The organism is Amycolatopsis sp. NPDC051372, assembly GCF_040682095.1.
Classification (GTDB): Bacteria; Actinomycetota; Actinomycetes; order Mycobacteriales; family Pseudonocardiaceae; genus Amycolatopsis.
In genome coordinates this window covers 115,202-130,347 of record NZ_JBFBAF010000006.1, presented here as the reverse complement: position 1 = coordinate 130,347, position 15,146 = coordinate 115,202, and the positions used below count along the sequence as shown (strand labels likewise).

Sequence of the window (15,146 nt, the reverse complement as noted above, 5' to 3'; positions counted from 1 at the left end):
GATCGTTCTGGGAGACCCCTGTGACCTCGACCCTTGCGCTGTCCGACACGTTCGGCTCCGACCTCCTGCGGGGGATCGGGGCGATCCTCTTGTACGGCGTGGTCGGCCTGCTGCTGATGTTCGCCGGGTTCTACGCGATCGACTGGACGACCCCGGGCAAGCTCTCGCAGCTCGTGCACCGCGGCCTGCCGAACGCGGTGATCGTGACCGCGTCCGGGCTGCTGTCGATGGCGTTCATCGTGGTCGTGGCGATCTTCAATTCGGCGAGCGACCTCACCGAGGGCCTGATCACGTCGCTGGTCTACGGCCTGCTCGGCATCGTTGTCCAGGTGATCGCCGTGCGGCTGCTGGAGTGGGCCACCCGCATCGACGTCGGCTCCACGATCGAGAGCGAGAAGTTCGCGCCGGCGAGCATCGTCGTCGCCGCCGCGCACCTCGCTCTGGGCCTCGTGGTGGCGGTCGGTATTTCCTGAGTACTGCTTTGCGGTCCGGTTCCCACTAGCGTGGAACCGTGCGACTGCTCAGGACGCCGGAAGACCGGTTCGCGGACCTGCCCGAGTTCCCCTACGAGCCGCAGTACGCGGAGCTCGCCGATCCCGACGGTGGCCTGATCAGAGTCGGGTACGTCGAGGCCGGCCCGGCCGATGGACCGCCCGTGCTGCTCCTGCACGGCGAGCCCAGCTGGTCGTATCTGTACCGCAAGATGCTGCCGGTTCTCGCTTCCGCGGGCCTGCGTGCGATCGCGCCGGACCTCGTCGGATTCGGCCGCTCGGACAAACCGGGCGACATCGTGGACCACACGTATGCGCGGCACGTGTCGTGGATGCGCGGGTTCGCCTTCGACGCGCTCGACTTGCGTGACGTGACCCTGGTCGGCCAGGACTGGGGCGGGCTGATCGGGCTGCGGCTGGTGGCGGAGAACCCTTCGCGGTTCGCCGGGGTTGTCGCGGCGAACACCGGGCTGCCGACGGGTGATCAGGACATGCCTGAGGTGTGGCACCAGTTCCGGTCGGCGGTGGAGAACGCGCAGGTGCTGGACATCGCGCGGTTCATCCAGTCGGGGTGCCGGTCTGTGTTGTCGGATTCGGTCCGCGCGGCGTACGACGCGCCGTTCCCGAACGAGATGTACAAGGCCGGGCCGCGGGCCATGCCGGGTTTGGTGCCGTATCGGCCGGACAACCCGGCTTCGGACGCGAACCGGGCGGCCTGGAAGACGTTGACGGCGCTGGACTTGCCCTTCCTGGTCGCGTTCTCCGACGGCGACCCCATCACGGGGGCGATGGGGCCGATCCTGCAGCGGACAATGCCGGGGGCTGTTGGTCGGACGCATCCGGTGATCGCGGGGGCGGGGCATTTTCTGCAGGAAGACGCGGGTGAGGAGCTGGCGGAGCAGGTGGCTCGGTTCGTGCGCGGCCGAGCCGGGATCTGAGCAGCCCCCGTTTTTCACGCTACCGGCGAGGGACGACGGGTTCGGGTGTGAGCATCGGGAAAGCGGGCAGGTTGTCCACAGCCTGCCCGCTTGTCCACAGCCCTTGTGTCAGGAAAGTGCGGCGTGGGTGGCCGCCAGCGCGTCCACCAGGATGGCCAGGCCTTCTTGCGCCTCGGCTTCCGTCAGGGTCATCGGCGGACCCAGGCGGAGGACGTTGTTGTGCAGCCCGCCCTTGCCGATGAGGAGGCCGCGGGCGCGGGTTTCCTCCAGCATCTGCTTGGCGGCCGCCGGATGCGGCGTCGTGGTGCCCGGCTGGACGAGTTCGATGCCGACCATCAGGCCCTTGCCACGGACCTCGCCGATCAAGGGATTCTCGGCGGCGCGCAGGCCGGACAAGAGCTGCGAACCCCGAGCGGCGCAATTGGCCTGCAGGTCGTGGTCCTTGATGTAGTCCAGCACCGCGGTCGCGCCGGCCATGGCGACAGGGTTGCCGCCGAAGGTGGAGATGGACTGGGCGTTGATGGCGTCCACGATGTCGCCGCGGCCGACGACGCCACCGATGGCCAAGCCGTTGCCGAGGCCCTTCGCGAAGGTCATGAGGTCGGGCACGACGTCGTGGGACTGGATGCCCCAGAAGTGCGAGCCCGTGCGGCCCCAGCCGGTCTGGACCTCGTCGGAGACGAACAGGATCCCGTACGCGTCGAGGACCTCCTTCATGGCCTTGAACAGGCCGTCCGGCGGGAGCGAGAAGCCGCCGACGCCCTGGATCGGCTCGGCGACCAGGCAGGCGACGTCGCCGGAGGTGGCGGTTTCGAGGATGTCGACGAGGTCGGCCACGCAGGCGTCGATGTAGGCCGCATCGGACAGGTCGCGGAACGGGCTGCGGTAGCGGTACCCGCCGTGCACGTAGTTGACCTTCACCGGCGAAAGCGATGAAGCGGACCACCCGCGGTTGCCCGTGATGGCGATCGTGCCGAAGGAACGGCCGTGGTACGAGTTGCGCATCGCCAGGACCTGGTTGCTGCCGCGGTACTGCGTGGCGAGCATCAGCGCGGTGTCGTTGGCTTCGCTGCCGGAGTTGGTGAAGAAGACCTTCGCGTCCGGGATGCCCGACAGCGCGGCGATCCGCTCGGCGAGCTCCACCTGCGAACGGATCAGGTACAGCGTGGAGGTGTGCAGCACGCCGGTGTCGAGCTGCTTGCGCACGGCGTCACTGATCTCGGCGACGTCGTAGCCCATCGAGTTGGTGAGCACGCCGGCGAAGAAGTCTAGGTAGGTGCGGCCGCTGGAGTCGGTGACGCGCCGGTCCTGCGCGTGGACGATCTCGATCGGCTCGTCGTAGAACAGCGCCATCCAGGACGGCAACACCGCTCGGTGCCGGGCGAGCAGCTCGTCGGTCATGTCGTTCTCCATCCGTCTCGGCCTCATCGGAGTATGGGCAGCGCCGGAAACGGGCGACAACGATCAGACTGCTCCGTCCTCGGACGAGGGCCGCACAGTTTGTCCGTGGACGGCCGGCAGGCCGCGCAATCCCCAAACCGCTTCGAGGGACCTGCTGGCCTGCGACTACCCTTTCTTCCGTGATTGACCCCAGGACTCTGCGCGAAGACCCGGAAGCCGTGCGCGCGTCGCAGCGTGCCCGTGGTGAGGACGAAGGAGTGGTCGACAAGCTGCTCGGCTTCGACTCCCGCCGCCGCTCCGCGATCGCCAACGCCGACAAGCTGCGGGCCGAGCAGAAGTCCGTGAGCAAGCTCGTCCCGAAGGCCGCTCCCGAAGAGAAGGCTTCGTTGCTCACGCGCGCCAAAGAGCTGTCCGCCCAGGTCAAGGCCGCCGAGGTCGAGCAGACGGAGGCGTCGGAGGAGTTCGACACGCTCTTCCGCACCGTGCCCAACCTGGTGCACCCCGACGCGCCCGTCGGCGGCGAAGACGACTTCACCGTGCTCAAGACCGTCGGCGAGCCGACGAAGTTCGACTTCGAGCCGCGTGACCACCTGGACCTCATGGAGGGCCTCGGCGCCGTCGACATGGAGCGCGGCGCGAAGGTGTCGGGCTCGCGGTTCTACTTCCTGAGCGGCGTCGGCGCGCAGCTGCAGCTCGGGCTGCTCAACATGGCCATCGCGCAGGCGCTGGAAAACGGCTTCACGCCGATGATCACGCCCTCGCTCGTGCGCCCGGAGATCATGGCCGGTACCGGTTTCCTCGGCGCCCACGCGTCGGAGATCTACCGGCTGGCCGACGACGACCTGTACCTCGTCGGCACCTCCGAGGTCCCCCTCGCCGGCTTCCACGCCGACGAGATCCTCGAACTCGGCGACGGCGCGCGCCGCTACGCCGGCTGGTCGTCGTGCTACCGCCGCGAGGCCGGGTCGTACGGCAAGGACACCCGCGGCATCATCCGCGTGCACCAGTTCGACAAGGTCGAGATGTTCGTCTACACGACGCCCGCCGAGGCCGAGGCCGAACACCAGCGCCTGCTCGGCTGGGAAGAGCAGATGCTCGCCAAGATCGAGGTGCCCTACCGCGTCATCGACACGGCCACCGGCGACCTCGGCACGTCCGCCCACCGCAAGTTCGACTGCGAGGCCTGGGTGCCCACGCAGGAGACCTACCGCGAGCTGACGTCCACGTCCAACTGCACCACCTTCCAGGCCCGCCGCCTGTCCGTGCGCTACCGCGACCCCAACGGCAAGCCCCAGATCGCCGCCACCCTCAACGGCACGCTGGCCACCACGCGCTGGATTGTCGCGATCATGGAGAACCACCAGCAGGCCGACGGCTCGGTGCGCGTGCCGGAAGCCCTGCGCCCCTTCGTCGGCGGGCGCGAGGTGCTGGAGCCGAAGAAGAAGCGCTGATCGGCGGTTTTGCGCGGCCGGGGCCTGTGGGGTCCCGGCCGTCGTCGTTTCCGCGGATAGCCGGTGCGAGCGGTGCGCCCGGCCGGGGCGGCGAACGGACCACTCATCGCCGCCGCCCGAGCTCATCGGCACGCCACTGCGATCTTGCCCGCCTCGAAGCTCACGCAGCGCCTGCGATCGCGCGTCGAGCCGGAAAGCCCGGCTCGACGGGCCGGGTTCGGCGGTCCGGGCAGCACGTGAGGACTGCCGCTCATGGTGCGCAACCGCGTCGCGCACCATGAGCCGAAAAGAAGCGCTGATCGGCGGTTTTGCGCGGCCGGAGCCCTGCGGGGTCCCGGCCGTCGTCGTTTCCGCGGATAGCCGGTGCGAGCCCGGTGCGCCCGCTAGGGTTCGGGCGCGAGGAGGAGACGCCGATGGGGTTCAGGGGAGTGCGCGCGGCCGTGGCCTTGGCCGGGGTGGCCGTGGTGGTGGCCGGGTGCACGGTGCGCGTCGGGGGCGTCGCGGCGCCGGTGCCGGGGCAGGGGCCCGTGCAGCAGGTCGTGGACGCGTGTTCGCTGGTCGACCAGCAGCAGGCCGACGCGCTCGGCTATCGCGCGCCCGGCAAGGGGCAGGCGGCGAGCGAGAAGCTGCGCACGCCCGCGATGTGCCTGTGGAACAGCAAGGACGACAGCGCGGCGCTGACCATCCTCACCGTCGGCTGGTCGGTGGACCAGTCGCTCGACGACTACCTGCAGGGCGCCGTCGTCAAGGCGCCGCCCTTCTCCGATGGCGGGTTCCAGTGGACGCGCTACGGCTCGTTCATCCCCGGCAGCTGCGACCTCTACACCACGCTCGGCCCGAAGTCCTACGCGTTCGTGAGCGTGTCCAACCCGGACGAGACCAAAGCTTGCGAGGCGGCGAAGCAGGCGGTGCCGCAGGTCGCCGCGCACCTGCCGGGTGGGCAGCCCGCGCCGCAGATCACGCCGACGGCGCCGAGCAGTGCGGCGCCGCCGAGTGGGCCGCTCGTGGGCCTGGACCCGTGCACGCTGTTGAAGCCCGAGCAGGCTGCGTCGCTGCACGTGGCGCCGCAGGGCGAGAAGCAGAACTCGAGCGTCGTGCCCAACGCGGTGTTCTGCCTGTGGGACGACACCGACGGCGACCGCGGCCAGAAGGCCTTCGAGGTCTGGCTCGGTCCCGACCTGCCGATGACGCAGTGGCCCGGCATGGACGTGCCGCCGGTCTCGACCATCGACGCCAACGGTCACCACTGGTCGATCTTCGCCAACTTCAACGACTCCGGCGGCGTCAACTGCGGCGCCGGCCTCGCCGTCACGCCGACGTCGTCCATCCAGATCGTGTCCGGTTATCTCGACGACCCCTCGAAGGCGTGCGACGCCGTCAAGGCGGGAGTTCCCCTGGTTTCGGGGAACCTCCCGGCCTGAAAGTCCTGAGTGGACTGTCGCGTCAGGACACGCCAGCGGGACGGCGCGGCCCGGCCGGGGCGGTGCGCGCCGCCGGGATGTTGCGCGCCACCGGGATGTTGCGCGACGCGGGGCGGGCCGGCCGCTGGGGCGACGGGGCGCGGCGCGTCGGCTCCGAGGCGCTGGTGTCGGCGGGTGCCACCTCGATGTTCACCGCCACCTCGTCGCCGCCGATCTCGCGGGTGATCCAGGCGCCGGACTCGACCATCACGCCCAGGGTCTTCACGTCGAGCGAGTTGATGCGCGAGCGGTACCAAGCGTCGTCGGCCAGCGTGCCCATGCGGCCTTCGAGCCGGGACTTCACGGCGAGGAGCCGCTTGTACAGCGTGTCGGCCAGCGCCTGGCGGTCTTCCTTGCTGGTGAGGCCGGCGCGGATGCGGTCCTCGATGCCGCGCGGCAGGCCGTTCTCGTCGGGAATCAGCATCGTCGTCCAGGCGCGCGACTTCTCGCGGTACTGCAGCTGCTGCATCAGGCCCTCGTGGGGCGCGAAGTCGGCGGCGCGGAACGCCCGCCCGGCCCAGCGAGAGGCGAGGTTCGCGGCGAGCGACTGCACGCTCTTCACGCCGGTGTTGAGGCCACGGCCCGGCCAGAAGTGCAGTGAGTTGGCGGCGTCGCCGAGCAGGAACGCGTACGTGGACGGCGCGAGCTGCGCGGTGAACTTCGGGTTCTGCTGCATGCCCAGCTTGAACGACGTGATGCCCACGATGTCGGCCATCGTCGCACCGAAGAACTTGACGCCGTCGGCGATGCGCGGCCACAGGAACGACAGCTTGTCCACCGAGGGCTTGAACACCGAGCGGTGGCGGTCGCACACGAACTTGTCGCCGTCCGGGCGCATGGTGCAGCCGAACTTGCCGATGCACGGAACCGGGCCGTTTTCGCCGTAGGCCAGGACTTCCGAGGCCTCCTCGGCGGTGAGGCGCATGTTGATGAAGCCGCCGCCGAGGGAGTTGAACAGGAAGCGGTTCTGGCACACGGTGAGCGGCACGGTGTGCTCGTCGGGCACCTTGCCCTTGATGCGGATGCCGAGCACGGTCTCGTCGAGCGGCGTGCCGCCCACGGAGTACAGGTCGCGGCTCGACGAGCCGAACGCCTCCTTGAGGTCCTCCCGCGTCTTCGATCGGGCGCCGTCGCAGATGGCGAGCACGTCGAGGCCGTCCCAGGACTTCGGCTGCGCGTACGGCTCGGGGATGAGCTCGATGCCGTAGAAGTCCTGCGCCATCTCCAGCAGGCAGTCTTCGATCCAGCGGACCTTGATGTTGCGCGGGCGCCCGCGGTGCGTGGGGGAGTCGGGGCCGAGCGGCCACATCTCCGAGTAGTTGCCGGCGGTGAACAGGCGGCGCCGCACGAGCATCGGCAGCTGGCCCCAGACGTTGCTCTGCAGCGTGACGACCTGCTCGCGCCGGTTGTTGCCCTCCGCCGTGCCCTGCCAGGCGATCCGGCCGTCGCGCCGCATCCAGCGGCGGTCGAACACGCGGATCTTGACCTTGTCGCCCAGCATCGAACGCAGCGTGCACGCGAAGATCAGCCCGACCGGGCCACCGCCGGCCACGTCGACCCGCAGCGGCCGGGGCGCACCGGGGCGAGCAACCGCCTGAACCACCCGGCCCAGGTTCGCCGGGTCCTGGCCGCTGTTCGGCTTCAGGAACGTCGTGGCCGGCTCACCGAAGTGCGAGGCGTTGTGGTTCATGGCTTCCGAGACCTCCAGCGTGATCTTCCGCGTGCGGCCAACACACGGAACGAGAGGGCCGGACGGTTCACGGAAATTTCAAAAACTTTCCGCGGACGCGTTTGCGCTGGTTACGCCGCTACCCGGTCGGCGATGTGCTTCGCGATCTCCAGCGCGCTCGTCGCCGCGGGGCTCGGGGCGTTGAGCACGTGGACCTGGTCGCGGGCGGTCTCGATGAGGAAGTCGTCCACGAGTGAGCCGTCCGGGCGCAGTGCCTGGGCCCGCACGCCGGAGCCGTGACGGACGATGTCGTCCTCCGTCACGGCGGGCACGAGCCGGGCAAGGCTGGCGGCGAAGCGCTTCTTCGAGAACGAGCGCAGCACCTCTTCCAGCCCGGTCGGGAACGCGTACTTGCGTGCGAGCCGCCACGCGCCGGGGAAGCGGGCGACGTCGGCGAGGTCTTTCACGGACACGTCGGCCCAGCGGTAGCCCTCGCGGCGCAGCGCGAGCACGGCGTTGGGGCCGGCGTGCACGCTGCCGTCGAGCATGCGGGTGAGGTGCACGCCGAGGAACGGCAGCGTCGGGTCGGGCACGGGGTAGATCAGGCCGCGCACGAGGTGGCGGCGCTCGGGCTTGAGCTCGTAGTACTCGCCGCGGAAGGGCACGATGCGCGCGCTCGGTGTGACGCCGGCCAGCTCGGCCACGCGGTCGGACTGCAGGCCGGCGCAGTTCACGAGCGCGTCGGCGTGGATGACCTCCGTGCCGGTGGCGACCTCCACGCCACCGTGGGCGCCGGGGCGGATGCCGACGACCTCGGTGTCGAGCCGCAGGTCCGCGTCGGCCTCGTCGAGCAGTCGCACGAGCGCGGCGCAGACGGCCGGGAAGTCGATGATGCCCGTCGATTCCACGCGCAGCGCGCCGACGCACGCCACCTCGGGCTCGTACTCGCGCGCCTCGGCGGCGGTGACCTTCTTGGCCGGCACGCCGTTGGCCTCGGCGCGCTCGGCGAGGGTGTTCAGGGCCGGCAGCTCCGACTCGCTCGTGGCCACCACGAGCTTCCCGCACACCTCCACGGGCACGCCGTACTGCCGCGCGAAGTCCACAATGGACCGATTACCGGCCACGGACATCCGTGCCTTGAACGAGCCCGGTTTGTAGTAGAGGCCGGCGTGGACCACGTTGGAGTTGTGTCCCGTCTGGTGTGCCGCCCAGCGGCTCTCCTTCTCGAGCACCGTGACGTCCTGCCCCCGCTGCGACAGCTCCCAGGCCACGGCCAGGCCGACGATTCCGCCACCGATCACCACCACGTTACGCACGGACAGACAGGCTACGCGACCTCGCGGTCGTGTGAGTAGCCCAAGTGGTCTGAAATGCGGTTCTTCACGCATCAGGTGACCCATTGGCGAACCCCGGTCCGATGTGGACCTCCGCCCACCTCGGACCGGAGCGCGCTCACTCGGCCGGGTCTTCCAGCACCTTCGGCACCCCGCGCAGCGCGACCCACGCCACGCCCGCTACCAGCACCATCAGGCCCGCGGCGCCGAGCATCGTCACCTGCAGGCCGCCGATGAACGCGTGCTGCGCGGTGTGCAGCAGCTGCGCCCCGGGACCGGCCGGGAGCTGCGCGGACACCTGCGCGGCGCCGGCCAGCGTCTCCCGAGCCGGCTCCGGGACGTCCGCGGGCAGGCCGTGGCGGTAGAGCGAGCCGAGCACGCTGCCGAGCACCGCGATGCCCAGCGCGCCGCCGAGCTCCGTGGCCGTCTCGGAGATGGCCGACGCGGCGCCCGCGCGGTGCTTCGGGACGACGCCGAGCACGGTGTCCGTCGCGACGGTGAGGATCAGCGCGAGACCGATGCCGAAGACCACCATCGTCACCACGAGGTACCCATACGCGGTGCCGACGTCCGTTCGGCTGTAGAGGGCGAACCCGATCGCCGAGGACAGGCAGCCGAGCGTGACCGTGCCGGCGCGGCCGAGCGACTTGATCAGCACGGCGCCGAGGGTGCCGCCGATCAGCGCGCCGCCCATGCCCGGCAGGCCCGCCAGCCCCGACTTCAGCGGCGACCACCCGTTGACGAGCTGGAAGTACTGCGTGGAGATCACGCTTACGGCCAGTTGCGCGAACATCGCGAGCACGGTGGTCACGACCGTCGCCGAGAAGGCGCGGTTGCGGAACAGCCGCAGGTCCATCAGTGGCTCGGCCAGGCGCGGTTGGCGCAGCACGAACGCGAGCAGGCTGCCGACGCCGAGGATCGCCGCCGCGTAGACGTCCCAGTGGTTCAGACCCTCGTACGCGATCTCCTTAATGGTGTAGACCATCCCGAGGATGCCCACGAGCGACAGCGCGACACTGACTCCGTCCAGCCGCCCGGGCGCAGGGTTGCGCGACTCCGGCAGCACGAAGATGCCGACGGCGATCAGCACGACGACCACGGGCACATTGATCAGGAACACCGAACCCCACCAGAAGTGGGACAGCAGCGCGCCGCCGATGAGCGGGCCGAGGCCGAACCCGAGGATCGTCAGCCCGCTCGACACGCCGATCGCCGCGGTGCGCTCCTTGCCGGTGAAAGTGTTGCGCAGGATCGACAGCGTCGACGGCATGAGCGTTGCCGCGCTGGCCCCGAGCAGGATTCGCAGCACGATGAGCAGCTCGGCACTGGGCGCGTACGCCGTGGCCACCGAGACCATCCCGAATACCGCCGCCCCGACGAGCAGCAGCTTCTTGCGCCCGATGCGGTCGCCGATGTTGCCTGCCGTGATGAGCAGTCCGGCCAGCGCGAACCCGTACCCGTCGGCGATCCAGAGCGCCTGCGTGGTGGTCGGCCGCAGCGACTCGGACAACGCCGGGATCGCCAGGTGGAGCACCGTCATGTCGACGGCCGTGAGGATCTGCACGAGCACGCAGACGCCGATGATGGCGGCTTTGCGCGCCGGCGTCAGCGTTCTGCCCGGACTGGTGGACGCTGCGGTGATGGTCATGGTGGGCCTCCGTGGTTCGCTCCGGGCCCTCACGCTGCCGGGCCCCGCTGACGACCCACGCACGAACGACGCACGATGGCTGACAGTGCAGGTCAGCGGGGTGTGGGTCCTCGAATCGCCGACCATGTCCGTGGTCGCCCACTCAACGCGCACCCGGTGACCTGCCGGCTCGAAGGTGTCCGACGGAGGCGCGGTCTGGTAACGGGGGTCGAAGATTTCGAATTCTTCACGCATCCCGCAAAGCCAGATTGGGCGTGCGCGGACCGAGAAGGGTTGACGCACAGAGCTTCTGAAGTCGATCAAGTTCTCCGGTGCGAACTCGCGTGGGCGTATCCCGAGCGTGAGTTACGGAGCGATCCCCGCCGCCGTCAATGCCTTCTGCACCGTCAGCTCCCGTCCGCCGGCGTAGTACCGGTCGTAACCCGGACCCAGCTGAGCGCGGGCGCGGTCGGCCACCTCGGCGACGTCCGGTTGGCCCGCGACGTCCGTGCCGCGCGCGGCGACGGCGGCGCCGAGGAGCATGGCGGCCTCCTCCGCGTGGCCCTCCAGCAGAGCGGCGCCCGCGACGCACTCCAGGGCCGAGGCCAGCACGGTGCTGTCCTGCCACCGGTGCGCCGCCTCCACGGCTTCGCGCATGAGCGCGCGGGCTTCCGAGGCGTGGCCCGCCGCGACGGCAACCCAGCCCAGCGCGATCGTCGCCGCTCCGCGGACCGCGGCGACCGAGAAGGAGCCGCTGGTGCACTCCGCCAACGCGCGCTCCGCCAGTGAACGAGCCCCCGCCAAGTCGCCGTCCCGGCGTGCCAGAGCCGCCAAGCCGACGTAACCCGAAGCGCGCGTCTCCGGCATTCCGGAGCGGCGCGCCAGCGCGATCACCTTCGAGTAGTCCTCGCGTGCGCCCGCGACGTCGCCGCGGAGGGTGCGGCTGTCGGCGCGGCGGCAGAGCAGGTCGGCGTAGTCGTCGGCCGCGCCGAGTTGCTGCATGAGGTCCATGGACTCGGTCATGGCGGCCATGGCCTCGTCCCAGCGGCCGCGCCAGGTGAGCAGTTGCGACAGGTGGTCGAGCGACATCGACAGGCCCCAGCGTTCGCCGAGGGCCCGGTAGCGGGACTCGCCCTCGCGCAGCTTCGTCTCGGCCTCGTCGAGGTCGCCGGTGAGCATCGCGCGCAGACCCGTGCCCATGGGGACGAGCGCGCTGCTCCACGGGTCGCCGCCGGCCATGATGCTGCTGCGGGTGAAGAGCGTCTCCTCGTCGGCGGGCGGGCCGATCACCACGCCCAGCAGCAGGCTCAACGTCGGATGCCTTGGCGCCCAGGACATGTCTCGCGCGTAATGCTCCACTGTGGACTGGTACGGCAGCGTCGCGTCGTGGCCCGGGGCGCCGGACATCGCGTTGAGCACGCACATCAGGAACTGCTCCTCGTACCCCTCGGGAGCGACCGGACCACAGCGTTTCACGACTTCCAGCGACAGCATCGCGCCCTCGTAGCGTCGGCCGCGCATCCACCAGTACGTGGCCAGCGCGGCCGTCAGCCGCAACGCCGTGGGCAGGTCCGCGTCCGTCGACCAGCGCAGCGCGGCGACGAGGTTGTCGTACTCCGCGTCGAGCCGGTCGAGCCAGCGCAGCTGGTCGGCGGTGCGCAGCAACGGGTCGGCTTTTTCGGCCAGCTGCAGGAAAGCCGAAGCGTGCGCCGCCTCGAACCGCGCCGTTTCACCCGCGCCCGAAAGCTTCTCCGCGCAGAACGCGCGGATCGTCTCCAGCATGCGGTAGCGCTCGCCCGTGGTCTCGACCAGCGATTTGTCCGCCAGGCCCGGCAACAGGTCGACGGTGTCCGGCACCTCGCACACCTGCTCGGCAAGACCCAGCGTCGCCCCGCCGGAAAACACGGTGAGCCGCCGCGCGAGCCGGCGTTCGTCGTCGTCCAGCAGCTCCCAGCTCCATTCGACGACGCCGCGCAGCGAACGGTGCCGCGTCTCCGCCGTGCGGCTGCCACGCGCGAGCAGGTGGAAGCGGTTGTCCAGGCGGGCGGCGATCTCGCCGACGGGCAGCGTCCGCACGCGCGCCGCCGCGAGCTCCAGCGCGAGCGGCAGTCCGTCGAGCGCGGCGCAGATGTGCTGGACGTCGCCGATCGTGTCCTCGTCCACGCGGAACGCCGGGTCGCTCGCGGCGGCGCGGTCCGCGAACAGCCGAACGGCCGAGAACCCCAGCGCCTCGGCCGCGGGCGTGCCCGGCGGCGGCACCGCGAGCCGCGGCACCGGCGCCAGCTGCTCACCGGTGATGCCGAGCGACTCCCGGCTCGTCGCGAGCACGCGCAGGCCGGGACACGCGGGAAGCAGGCGCGCGAGCAGCTGCGCGGCCGCGTCGACCACGTGCTCGCAGTTGTCCAGCACCAACAACGTCGATTGGTCGCGCAACGCCGACACCAGCCGTTCGACGGGGTCCTGCACACCCGAACCCCGCAACGGCGACGCGCCTTCGCGCAGGCCCAGCGCGCTCAGCACGGCCTGCCCGACATCGTCGGCGACGTGCGGCGCCAGCTCCACGAATGCCGCAGACCCGGTATGAGCCGTCGCGACTTCCACGGCCAGCCGGGTCTTCCCGGTGCCGCCGGGACCCAGCAACGTCACCAGACGCGCGTGCCGCAGCAGCTCACCGACTTGCCGCAGCTCGCCGTCTCGGCCGACGAAGCTGGTCAGCTGCGCGGGCAACGGCGACGACGCGGCCGCCGGCTCACTGCGCAACGCGGCCAGATGCGCCTCGGCCAGCTCGGGCCCGGGGTCGGCGCCGAGCTCGTCGGCCAGCGTGCGGCGCGCGTCCTCGAACGCCGCCAATGCCTCGGCCGAGCGGCCCGCCGCGTGCAGCGCGCGCACGAGCTGGGTGCGCGACCGTTCGCGCAGGGGTGTCCCGATGACTGCGGCCCGCAGCTCGTCGAGCACCTCCGCCGCGCGGCCCAGCGTGATCTCGGCGTCGATGCGATCTCCGGCCACGTCGGCGCGCAGTTCTTCGAGACGGGTTGCCTGCGTCGCCGCGAAGGGCGCTTCGGTCACGTCGGCGAACGCCGGTCCTCGCCACAACGCCAAAGCTTCACCGAGCAGGTCGCTGGCACGCGTGGCGTCGGCGGCCGCGAGCTCGCGCCGCCCGTCGCCCGCCAGCCGCTCGAACCGGTGCACGTCGACCTCGTCGGGCTCCACGACGAGCCGGTAGCCCGCGCCCGTGAACTCCACCGGCGCGACAGTTTTCAACGCGCTGCGCAGCCGTGACACCTGTGACTGCAGCGCGTTGGCCGCGCCGTCCGGCGGTTCCTCGCCGTACAAGCCGTCGATCAGCCGCTCCGCCGGCACGAACCGGCCCGCCTCCAGCGCGAGCTGCGCCAGCAGCGCCCGCACCCGGGGACCCCCGACGACGACCGGCTCCCCCGCCGCGCCCCACGCCGTGACCGCCCCCAGAACCCCGATCCGCATGCGGCAAGACTAGGCGCACCGCCCGCCCGTCACCGGCACGTTTCGTCCCCACGCCCGGCTCGGCGGAGCGCGTATATACACTTCGGGGCGAGCTAGCGCAACGTTGTTCGAGGAACAAACTGGAGTGGGGATGTCTGGACAACCGGCCGAGGGCCAGGTGCTGCTCGGACGGCCGACGGTCGGCGAGGAGGAGCTGGCGGCCGTCGCCGAGGTGTTCCGCTCGGGCTGGCTCGCCGGCGCCGGACCCGCGTGCCGCCGCTTCGAGGAGCGGTTCGCGCAGGCCACGGGCACCGCGCACGCCCTGACCACGAGCAGCTGCGGCGCCGCGCTGTTCCTCGGCCTCAAGGTGCTGGGCGTGAAGCCGGGCGATGAGGTCATCGTCGGCGACTACACCTTCCCCGCCACCGGCCACGCCGTGCTGCAGGCCGGCGCGAAGCCCGTGTTCGCCGACATCCGGCCCGACATCTTCAGCGCCGACCCGGCCGCGATCGAAGCCCTGATCACGCCGCGCACGGTCGGGATCCTCGCCGTCGATGTCGCGGGTCTACCGGGTGACTTCGACGAGTACCGCGCCATTGCCGACAAACATGGCCTGTGGCTGTTCGAGGACGCCGCCTGCTCGGCCGGCGCCACGTACAAGACGCGCCCGGCCGGCAGCCTCGCCGACCTCGCGGCGTTCTCCTTCCACGGCCGCAAGGGCATCACCGCGGGTGAGGGCGGCGCGCTCGTGTCGAACCGCGAAGACCTCATCGCCCACGCGCGCAAGGTGCACACCTACGGCATCGAGCCCGCCATCAGCCGCGAGGGCTCGGGCACGCTGCCGATCCCGGAGTTCCACGAGCTGGGCTGGAACTTCCGCCTGTCGGACATCCAGGCCGCGATCATGGGCGTGCAGCTCGACCGGCTGCCCGACCTGCTCGCCGCTCGCCGTTCCGTGGCGAAGCGCTACCACGAGGCCTTCGCCGACGTCGAACAGCTCACCGCGCCCGTCGAGCTGCCCGACCGCGAGCACCCGTGGCAGGCCTACCTCCTCACCGTCGCGTCCGGCCTCAGCCGCGACACGCTGGCGCTGCGCATCCGTGAACAGGGCGTGCAGTGCAACTTCGGGACGTACGCTTCGCACCTGCAGCCGGTGTACGGCGAGCAGCAGCCGCTGCCCATCTCGGCCGACGCGTTCCGCCGGCAGCTGGCGATCCCGATGCACGCGGAGCTGACCGAAGCCGAAGTGGACCGCGTGGTGACCACGGTGCGCGAAGCAGTCCACGCGCTCAGCTGAAGAACAAGATCGTCGACCG

At 70.7% G+C, this 15,146-nt stretch carries 10 protein-coding genes; 5 read left to right on the top strand and 5 right to left on the bottom strand.

The features are described 5' to 3' along the window. Window positions 1–20 precede the first annotated feature (20 nt). Together AB0M56_RS11425 and AB0M56_RS11420 are read left to right on the top strand one after the other, a co-directional pair. Window positions 21–473, top strand: coding sequence for a DUF350 domain-containing protein (locus tag AB0M56_RS11425; protein WP_364173779.1), 453 nt, complete (start codon window positions 21–23; stop codon window positions 471–473). Window positions 474–511: 38 nt separating this feature from the next. Next, window positions 512–1,429, top strand: a complete 918-nt coding sequence (locus AB0M56_RS11420; RefSeq protein WP_364173778.1) for a haloalkane dehalogenase — start codon at window positions 512–514, stop codon at window positions 1,427–1,429. Window positions 1,430–1,537: 108 nt separating this feature from the next. Here AB0M56_RS11420 and AB0M56_RS11415 read toward each other — a convergent pair whose 3' ends face one another. Next, entirely contained in the window at window positions 1,538–2,830 is a 1,293-nt protein-coding gene (locus tag AB0M56_RS11415) for an aspartate aminotransferase family protein (protein WP_364173775.1), read from the bottom strand. Between the two features lie 179 nt (window positions 2,831–3,009). On the opposite strand from AB0M56_RS11415, the gene serS reads away from it, so the two are divergent. After that, entirely contained in the window at window positions 3,010–4,281 is a 1,272-nt protein-coding gene (gene serS, locus AB0M56_RS11410; RefSeq protein WP_364173774.1) for a serine--tRNA ligase, read from the top strand. A 413-nt stretch (window positions 4,282–4,694) separates the two neighbouring features. Beyond that, on the top strand, window positions 4,695–5,702 hold the full coding sequence (locus tag AB0M56_RS11405; protein WP_364173771.1) for a DUF3558 family protein: 1,008 nt from the start codon (window positions 4,695–4,697) through the stop codon (window positions 5,700–5,702). Window positions 5,703–5,724: 22 nt separating this feature from the next. Here AB0M56_RS11405 and AB0M56_RS11400 read toward each other — a convergent pair whose 3' ends face one another. The 4 genes from AB0M56_RS11400 to AB0M56_RS11385 all read right to left on the bottom strand — a co-directional run bounded on the left by AB0M56_RS11400 (window position 5,725) and on the right by AB0M56_RS11385 (window position 13,851). Continuing rightward, on the bottom strand, window positions 5,725–7,431 hold the full coding sequence (locus AB0M56_RS11400) for a hypothetical protein (protein WP_364173768.1): 1,707 nt from the start codon (window positions 7,429–7,431) through the stop codon (window positions 5,725–5,727). 110 nt (window positions 7,432–7,541) lie between these two features. Then, entirely contained in the window at window positions 7,542–8,726 is a 1,185-nt protein-coding gene (gene lhgO / locus AB0M56_RS11395) for an L-2-hydroxyglutarate oxidase (RefSeq protein ID WP_364173765.1), read from the bottom strand. 136 nt (window positions 8,727–8,862) lie between these two features. Beyond that, window positions 8,863–10,392 carry an MFS transporter gene (locus tag AB0M56_RS11390; protein ID WP_364173763.1) on the bottom strand — a complete coding sequence of 510 codons (1,530 nt, stop codon included), beginning with the start codon at window positions 10,390–10,392 and terminating at the stop codon, window positions 8,863–8,865. Window positions 10,393–10,737: 345 nt separating this feature from the next. After that, complete coding sequence (locus tag AB0M56_RS11385) at window positions 10,738–13,851, bottom strand: BTAD domain-containing putative transcriptional regulator (RefSeq protein ID WP_364173760.1); 3,114 nt, start codon at window positions 13,849–13,851, stop codon at window positions 10,738–10,740. A gap of 130 nt (window positions 13,852–13,981) precedes the next feature. Between AB0M56_RS11385 and AB0M56_RS11380 the strand changes: the two genes are divergently transcribed. Further along, on the top strand, window positions 13,982–15,127 hold the full coding sequence (locus AB0M56_RS11380; protein ID WP_364173757.1) for a DegT/DnrJ/EryC1/StrS family aminotransferase: 1,146 nt from the start codon (window positions 13,982–13,984) through the stop codon (window positions 15,125–15,127). Window positions 15,128–15,146 lie beyond the last annotated feature (19 nt).

Coding starts and splice junctions, on each gene's coding strand:
- AB0M56_RS11415 (WP_364173775.1), bottom strand. CDS start 2,830: ATGACCGACGAGCTGCTCGCCCGGCACCGAGCGGTGTTGCCGTCCTGG.
- AB0M56_RS11380 (WP_364173757.1), top strand. CDS start 13,982: ATGTCTGGACAACCGGCCGAGGGCCAGGTGCTGCTCGGACGGCCGACG.
- AB0M56_RS11385 (WP_364173760.1), bottom strand. CDS start 13,851: ATGCGGATCGGGGTTCTGGGGGCGGTCACGGCGTGGGGCGCGGCGGGG.
- AB0M56_RS11390 (WP_364173763.1), bottom strand. CDS start 10,392: ATGACCATCACCGCAGCGTCCACCAGTCCGGGCAGAACGCTGACGCCG.
- AB0M56_RS11400 (WP_364173768.1), bottom strand. CDS start 7,431: ATGAACCACAACGCCTCGCACTTCGGTGAGCCGGCCACGACGTTCCTG.
- AB0M56_RS11405 (WP_364173771.1), top strand. CDS start 4,695: ATGGGGTTCAGGGGAGTGCGCGCGGCCGTGGCCTTGGCCGGGGTGGCC.